At 48.6% G+C, this 7,692-nt stretch carries 7 protein-coding genes and 1 pseudogene; 1 reads left to right on the top strand and 7 read right to left on the bottom strand.

The window, feature by feature from the left end; translation table 11 throughout:
• Positions 1 to 2: 2 nt before the first annotated feature.
• From OGX95_RS05520 to OGX95_RS05500, 5 genes are all read right to left on the bottom strand, one after another.
• Positions 3 to 1,484 carry an SrfA family protein gene (locus OGX95_RS05520; protein ID WP_286628612.1) on the bottom strand — a complete coding sequence of 494 codons (1,482 nt, stop codon included), beginning with the start codon at positions 1,482 to 1,484 and terminating at the stop codon, positions 3 to 5.
• Between the two features lie 50 nt (positions 1,485 to 1,534).
• Positions 1,535 to 2,680 (bottom strand): tellurite resistance domain protein, encoded by a 1,146-nt coding sequence (locus OGX95_RS05515; protein WP_286628611.1) that lies wholly within the window; start codon positions 2,678 to 2,680, stop codon positions 1,535 to 1,537.
• 127 nt (positions 2,681 to 2,807) lie between these two features.
• Positions 2,808 to 3,314 (bottom strand): hypothetical protein, encoded by a 507-nt coding sequence (locus OGX95_RS05510; RefSeq protein ID WP_286628610.1) that lies wholly within the window; start codon positions 3,312 to 3,314, stop codon positions 2,808 to 2,810.
• 64 nt (positions 3,315 to 3,378) lie between these two features.
• A complete protein-coding gene (locus tag OGX95_RS05505) occupies positions 3,379 to 4,116 on the bottom strand; it encodes a hypothetical protein (RefSeq protein WP_286628608.1) in 738 nt (245 codons plus the stop codon).
• Between the two features lie 867 nt (positions 4,117 to 4,983).
• Entirely contained in the window at positions 4,984 to 6,096 is a 1,113-nt protein-coding gene (locus tag OGX95_RS05500; protein ID WP_286628607.1) for an agmatine deiminase family protein, read from the bottom strand.
• A gap of 474 nt (positions 6,097 to 6,570) precedes the next feature.
• On the opposite strand from OGX95_RS05500, the gene OGX95_RS05495 reads away from it, so the two are divergent.
• Entirely contained in the window at positions 6,571 to 7,140 is a 570-nt protein-coding gene (locus OGX95_RS05495; protein ID WP_271449952.1) for a DJ-1/PfpI family protein, read from the top strand.
• A 110-nt stretch (positions 7,141 to 7,250) separates the two neighbouring features.
• On the opposite strand, the pseudogene OGX95_RS05490 reads toward OGX95_RS05495, so the two are convergent.
• A pseudogene (locus OGX95_RS05490) lies at positions 7,251 to 7,370 on the bottom strand (SAM-dependent methyltransferase); the annotation flags it as partial.
• A gap of 10 nt (positions 7,371 to 7,380) precedes the next feature.
• Positions 7,381 to 7,638 (bottom strand): YjhX family toxin, encoded by a 258-nt coding sequence (locus OGX95_RS05485; protein WP_048212521.1) that lies wholly within the window; start codon positions 7,636 to 7,638, stop codon positions 7,381 to 7,383.
• Positions 7,639 to 7,692: the final 54 nt, after the last annotated feature.

The raw sequence follows: 7,692 nt of genomic DNA, 5'->3' as shown, positions 1-7,692 counted from the left end.
GTTCAGGAATTAGGTTGAAGCATGCGAATAGGGAATGTTTTTTCCCCATCATTGCTGCCAATACAATCGGCGTGGCCAGCAGCGGGTGATTTGCACTCGATTGTCGGCACAATAAAGTTTGAACCGTCGCTACATTTCATCTGCTCAGGATTGGTGATACTCAGCGCCCCTTGCTGCACATTGCCGCTGGCAGGGCCACGACAGGTAACACCGCTGGACTGACGTATGCTGACGGTGCCATTGCCCTGGGCAAAGTTATATTGCAGTTGCAACGGTCGCCCGGTGAGCTTGTCCTGAATACCACCATTCACGCGCCATTCGCCGTTAAGAAACTGCGCTGGGCCATCGGGAAGGGCCGGAGGAAGCGTCAACGGAGTGCCCTGTGCCGGGATGACTGGCGGCGTGGTGACGGGTTGAACTGCGGGTGGCGTTTGAGCGTCTGCGGCGCCAGGTACAGCAGGAGGTGCCGGAGTAGTCGACGCATCGGCGTTGGCATCACTTGCAGGAACGGCTGGTGGAATTGTGTCGTCACCGACCTGTGCGGTTGTTGTCGCTGCCGGAACAGCTGGCGATGTTGGTTCGAGTGCTTGCTGTACATCGACTGGAGTACCCTCAGATATGCCAGGGACGACAGCTGAACCCACGACGGTTTCTGAACCTGTGCGGGAAACCTGCGTTGTTACATCGGAAACGCCTACGGCTGGACGTTCGATGGCAGGAGTCGTATCGATCGCCGTTTTATCCGTGGCGATGGCAGGGAGCCCCGGAATGGAGAGTGATGGCACACATCCGCGTAGTAGACCTAATAATAATGCCAGCAGCAGCAACGCAAGTAGCAACCAGAGTAACCAGCGCCAGCGCCAGCGCCAGCTCCAGCGTCTGCGCACAACGGTATCTACAACAGGTGTAACAGCCGGGGTTACGGCGGCGTCTACAGGAGCCAGAGGGGTTGAGGCCGCGAGAGGGGTTGCTGGTAGTGATGCCGGACTCAGCCAATGCATAGGATTACGTTGTTCGCCTTCCGGATGGACAAACCCCCAAAAGGTAATCACCAGGATCCCGTTTACGAGATACACAAATTCGTAATCCGGGAAATGTGTGACTGACTTCAGCAACTGCGCGAAGACGCGGCGATCGCCCCCGGTCCCGTTTTGCTCAGCATTGAGTAACTGTTCACTTAACGCCTGCACTGACATTTGAAACGCAGTAAATTGCTGGCGCGCTGATTCCCGCTCCGCTTCACTCGCACCGCTCCATGGGATGACATCGCCAGGGAAGCTGCTGTACCAATCGGTTCTGTCACCACCCTGATCGTTTTGTGGGATAGCTAAATGACGAGCCAAATCGCGCCCTGCATCAAGACGGTAGATTGCTTCACGTAACTGGAACGCCATCTTAAAAACGGGATAGCCCGTTTCACCCAGAGCCTTAAATGAGGAATTATGCCCGGTACGCAGCAGTGGTCCCTGAATCGAATTTCGCATTGTCTAAACCTTGTAAGGCTGTGATTTAACATAAGCCACAGTGATGCAGGCTATTTTTTACTCGCACCAGGAGTCCATTCAAAACCCCAGCCATAGTGCTTATCCAGCGACGTCCGGTCAGGGAAGAAACGGTCCAGACGTTCAACGTTGATATTGCCATCGACGTTTTTGAGTCTGGCTATCGCCGCAACGTTATTGCGCTGATTGCTGTCAGTCAGCGTGGATATAATGGGGGGTTGATCGGGCACATAAATCGTGATGGTGGCATTGGTCCCTTGCCAGTTGTCGGCACCGCCGTAAATGAAGCTATAAATCAGAACCTCATCTATATCCTGCCAGTGGCTGCCATTAATGAAGAGCCATTCACCATCTTGATCGTTACCCTCACGAAGATCTTGTTGCAGCAACAGATATGGCGGTTTGTCATAGTTACCCAGGAACTTACTCAACGCTTCGGCACCACTGATCTTGCCGTTTTTAAAACGAATAAAAGCGGCGATATCGAGGTCGATAGGCTCTTTATGGCTTCCCTGTTGCCAGGTCAGGTTGATTTTAATCCGCCCAAAATCTTTGCGTTTCTCCAGATTTATGCTGGGGTTTGCCTGGGTTAAGTTCGTGCTGGCGGGGGCGACAGCAGGCGCAGCAGCAGGCACATCGTGATGTACCGGAGGAGGGGGCGGGGCTAAGGCATTTTTATGCCACCACCACCAGGCGCAAGCGATCAGCAGCAACAATAACAGCAACAATAGCCATGGCAGGAAGCGTCGCCACCACGGGATAACGATCACGGGAGGTAGGGGGGCTTCACTGACAATGGCCCAGTTGATTAGCACAGGTTCGCCACCTACGCTATAGCAGTTAAGATCGCGCGAATGCGTTAGCAGTCTTTGTAAGGCATGCGCTGAATGTTCTTCGCCGCGTGCGAGTAGCTGCTCAATCAAACCGGCCAGAATATCCTGGTACTGCTGGCGTTTACTCTGGACGGCGGATTGTTCCGCATCGCTTAGCGCAGAAAAGGGCTTTGCCAGCCCCTGGCGTTCAGTCCACCATTCCAGATGTCCTTGTGAACCACGACGAGCAGTGGCGTAGAGTAGTGCCAGAGACGGTGGAAGATGACGGTGTATGATCGCAACCGTCTCCTCGTAGATTGTCAGAGTCGCTTCATCAATAGGCGCAGCAGTTGTTAATCGTTGCATAACCGAAATCATTATTGTTGTGAGTTGTATGCGTGGTATGCATGCAGCTGCATATCAGCAAGCCAGAGCCGTTTTCTTCACCAGCAGAAAAAGTGGTCAGGTGACCAGCGCCACTTTTAGTGCAGCCTTAGCGAAGGGTATTTGCTTCTTCCAGAACTTTGATTTTCTGCTTGGCTTCTGCGACTTTCTTTTCAATTGCAGCAATTTCACTTGCGCCACTGGCATGCTGAGACTGCCGTTGCAAGTCCTGCAATTGTTGAATTTCCTTCTGGCGTTCACTGCTTTTTATTTTGCTGGACTTCAGTTGTGCAAGGGTCTGTGACAGGTCTGAACGCACGGCATTTAACCTTGCTTGTTCATCGGCCAGCTTCTGATTGACGTTCTGCTGTCGGTTTTGGGTATAAGCCAGCTGTTGCTTCGCCGACTCATTTTCATACTGGCTGAGTCGAACCTGCTGCTCTTTTTGATCAACTTGCTGACGATAACCGCCGGATGTGGCGCAGCTTAGTTTGGTAATAAAACTCGGATCTTGTGCGTGTAAATCACAGTCCTGTGGCGATGTGGTACAGCCGGTAAGCACAATAGTGGCGAGAAGCAGATATTTTCTCATCAAATAATCCATAAATTTAGTCAAATAACGATGCTTTACATGTCAAAGCGGTCTAAAAAAGGCCGATAATCCTATCGGCCTAAAGTTGTTAGCCCAGAGAAATAGCCTGGCGTTGTTCGAAAAACTCGTTAGTTTCTTTTTCCAGGTCACTAATCTTGCTATTCAGGCTGCTGTACTCTTTGTTCAAATTAGCAAGCTTGGTTTTCTCTGCAGATGTGGCAGTAGTTTGACCTTGCAAAGCGACCTTATAGGCAGACTCTTTGTCTTTCATGCCTTTCACGGTCTCTTTCATCTTGCTGATGTTGGCATCGATTTGTGCTAATTGCGTTTTAGCACCTGCTTTATCAAAGCCAGCCTTATCTTTTTGGATGCTAATTTTGGTTAAGGTTGCCTGGTTTTCACTGATAACTTGTTTCATAGCGAGGGTAGATTTTTCTACTGCAGCGGTATCTTTGCTGATATCCGTATCCATTGCCTGCAGGCGATCGGCTGTGGAGGCATAATCTTTTTTCAGGCCATCAAGATAGTAGTTAGCCGTCATACCCGCTGCGCACCCAGCTGCACCACCAATAGCTGCACCTGCAATTGCTTTCTTGGTGTCACCAGCCAGAGCACCAACTACAGCACCAAGCGCAGCGCCTGATACCGCACCAATACCACAACCTTGTGCGCCAGAAGCGCTAAAAAACTGGGATTGCTCGGTGGTTGTCAGACGTGGATCCGGTTTTGCTCCTGACAGCAGAGTGCTTCCAGTATTGGCGCAACCGCTCAGCAGTAATGTTGCGGAAATTAGCAGACAAGCAGCATTTCGGTTAAAAGAGTTCACTTTTGTTTTTCCTTAAATCATAAATTAGCAACGATAAAAAGCTGTGTGGTGATTAAATTTCGCATAAGTAGCGATTTCATATAGGGCAAAATGAAATTCTGTATTTTTTATAACGTGATAACTTTTACCCCGGTAATACAATAAAACCACAATACTAAGTGGTGTATTAATTTCATTGCGTTACTATTGGTGGTGGAATAACAATTACTAACTTTGTTTTATTATTGTTTTAATGTGAACTATTTGATTTTTATATAATTTATGCTGTTTACATAAACCAGGTTGTTGAGCCTTCATACGACGTAAGTTATGCTGAAATGAGCAATAGTGCGGTTACCAGAGGAGTTTCCTCTTCTCACTGAACATAAAAAAGCTCGTCCTGAGTATACCTGATTTATTCACAATGTGAATTTATCTTAACTTTATATGCTTGTTTTCATACATGGCTGAAATAGTGAACATATAGATTGATCTGAGTCAATAATTAAATCACCATTAAGATTGGTAGTTGCGATGAGTGTTATCCGTAGGGGCCGTTTTTACTACGAGAACTTATCTATGACTTAACGGTTTTTCTTTTTTAAAGCATATTAGAGCAGAATATTTCACTTATGTGATGTGAGTATTATTTTGGGATGACCTTGCTTTTCTTCATTCGAAATATCAAATTTTCGGATAATAAAAGTATACTTTTATTTCTCTTTTCCAAAATTACCTTCAGGCTGGAAAGAATAATTGGTGATAAGAGTTGTATCCTGTTTGCATTTCCCCTCACGTTGTGAGGTTGCAAAACAGAATACATCCGGTAGGTATGCTATCACTGTTGTACATGTAACACGCCTGAACCCAGACGGGCATAACTAGCCGCTAACGAGGCTGTTGCTGGGTCGCACAGTGAATACCGCCGCCACCGGCTGCGATAGCGTCGATATTCAATTGAATAATCTCACGCCCGGTAAATTGCTCCTGCAAAATATCGCGCGTGTTACGGTCTGTGCGTTTATCGCCAAACTCCGGTGCAATGACGGCATCATTGCACAGATAGAAATTGATATAACCGGCGGCAAAATCACCGTTCGCATAGCTCTGGCGAATAGTTGATGGTCCTTCCAGTGTGATCACGTTCAGGTGTTGTCCTTTTGCATCTGTGGCTGTGCGTAAGATTTCCAGATGTCGCCGAGTTACGGCGTAGTCAAACGATGATGGATCCTGCTCAAGACCCGCTACCACCGTACCCGGATGTGTGAACCTGGCGTAAAAGTCCGTATGGCCGTCGGTAATATCCTTTCCGGCAATACCTGGTAGCCAGATGATCTTATCCAGTCCCAGCAGGCGCTTTAATTCGGCTTCACATTCAACTTTACTGACGCCCGGGTTGCGGTTGGGATTGAGCACACAACTTTCGGTAATCATGGCTGTCCCTTCGCCGTCTACCTCTATCCCACCACCTTCAAGAATCAATGTTGAGCGGATAAATTCAGCTTTAGCATGATCCGTGACAAACTCAGCCACTTCGGCATCGCGATCGTGTTCCTGCTTCTCGCCCCAGCCGTTGAAGTTAAATCCAACGCCGCCGGGCACGCCGTGGGGGCTTTTCACAAATACCGGTCCGGTATCGCGGATCCACAGGTCGTCAATCGGATGAACCAGCAGGTTAACTGATGGCCCGCATAGCTTTGCCGCGAGCGCGTGGTCTTCTTCGCGCACCAGCATATTCACGGGTTCAAAGGCGGCAATGGTATTCGCGACCAGCGCCAGATTTTTCCGTACCACGAGAAGCAGGTGAGGTTCCCAGATCGCCGCACTGGCACCAAACGCCATCCAGGTGGCAGCATGAGGTGCCCCTTCATCCGGCATCTGCCAGCGGCGGCCCTCTGCAGCGCTGGCAACCTGGCTGAAACTGATCCCCGTCATGCTGGTGAGTAGCAGACTCGTTGAAGTCACCAGGCTCTGCCTGACAAATGAACGTCTTGTTATCATGGGAATAACCTCTGTATTTATTCACCTGATATCAGATGCATAAAATAATAATATACACGTTATCCTTCAGGCAGCCCTGCATGGGCTGTGCTCACTTACCGCCTCAATGCAACTTGAATGATTTTGTGTATAGAAGATAAATAACATGGAGGTTTTTATTTATTAAATAATAAATAAAAAAATCCTCCTGAATTTCAGGTGGAATATAACACAGAGATTATAGGTTGCAATTGGCGATATTCAATATGACGCGTAAAATTTGCCAATATTAGAATTTCTCAACGATATATTTATAGATAATTTATATTTATTAAATGTGCTTGCTTTATTTGACTCACAGAAGACCCTTCTGGCGGGACTCTGTGTAGACTGTGATCCAGCCGATTGTTCTGCGGTATTTATTAATGTCCTGAGTCGTGTGAACTATAGTAAAGATGGCCGTTATTTCTCATTATTAATAACCGTGAGTGGGGGATGTGCATGAAGAAGATTCTGATGTTGGTCGGGGATTATGTCGAAGATTATGAAACGATGGTGCCTTTCCAGGCTCTGCAAATGCTCGGTCACCGGGTTGATGCCGTCTGCCCGGATAAAAAACAAGGTGACTATGTTCAAACCGCCATTCACGATTTTGATGGGGCGCAGACCTACAGTGAGAAACCAGGGCATCGCTTCACCTTGAATGCGAATTTCTCTGATGCGCGTGAGGCGGATTATGACGCTTTGTTGATTCCTGGTGGGCGGGCTCCGGAGTATTTGCGTCTGAATCCGGATGTCATTCAACTGGTACAAGACTTTAACTCTGCGGGTAAACCTATCGCCGCTGTGTGTCATGGCCCGCAATTGCTGGCTGCAGCCGGGGTGTTAGAAAATCGGACCTGCAGCGCGTATCCCGCGTGTGCGCCAGAAGTTCGGTTGAGCGGTGGGCATTATGCCGATATCGGGATTGACCAGGCGCACGTCGACGGCAATCTGGTTACCGCGCCGGCGTGGCCTGCCCATCCTGCCTGGTTGGCTAAATTTGTTGAAGTATTAATGAAGTAACGGATACCGGCTTTGCAGGTCGGTATAACCCATCCGGCTATACCGACTGCAAAAAATTACCGTTGCATGAGTACGAATACCCCCCAGCCGAGATATTCCCGGGTGAAGGTGACATGGCGTCCTGGTGTCATACGTAGCGCCTGACCTAATGTGGCATATTTTTGCACAGTGAATGGATTATGAATGCGATGAGCGCTTTCGCTGATAGTAAAAATTTGGGGAATATCCATCACTCTCTCCTTAGCGATTATCTAACTGGGCGCGAACATTGTTTAATCCGGTGGTGTTGATGCGGTAGGGCTGACCATTGACGGATTTGATCAATTTTTTGGTTCTGAGCTTTTTAAACACCTCAAGCGTGCAGTCGCAGAGCAGCAATCCTTCGCGGCTATAACATTCAACGGATGTGACGCGGCCAGCGCTATCGCGGACGTGCGCAATTCGGCCACCTTTGGCGAGAACGTGTAAGGTACGTTGTTCCTGACGGGATAAATTCATACTGGGAAACCTGTTTAATCATCATGTGCAGAACGTGCAAACACGCTGCGGTGT

Origin of the sequence: Citrobacter sp. Cu233 (assembly GCF_030332225.1) — a bacterium.
Taxonomy (GTDB): Bacteria; Pseudomonadota; Gammaproteobacteria; order Enterobacterales; family Enterobacteriaceae; genus Citrobacter.
The sequence above is the reverse complement of the archived record's forward strand: the minus strand, read 5'-3'. Positions and strand labels throughout refer to the sequence as shown.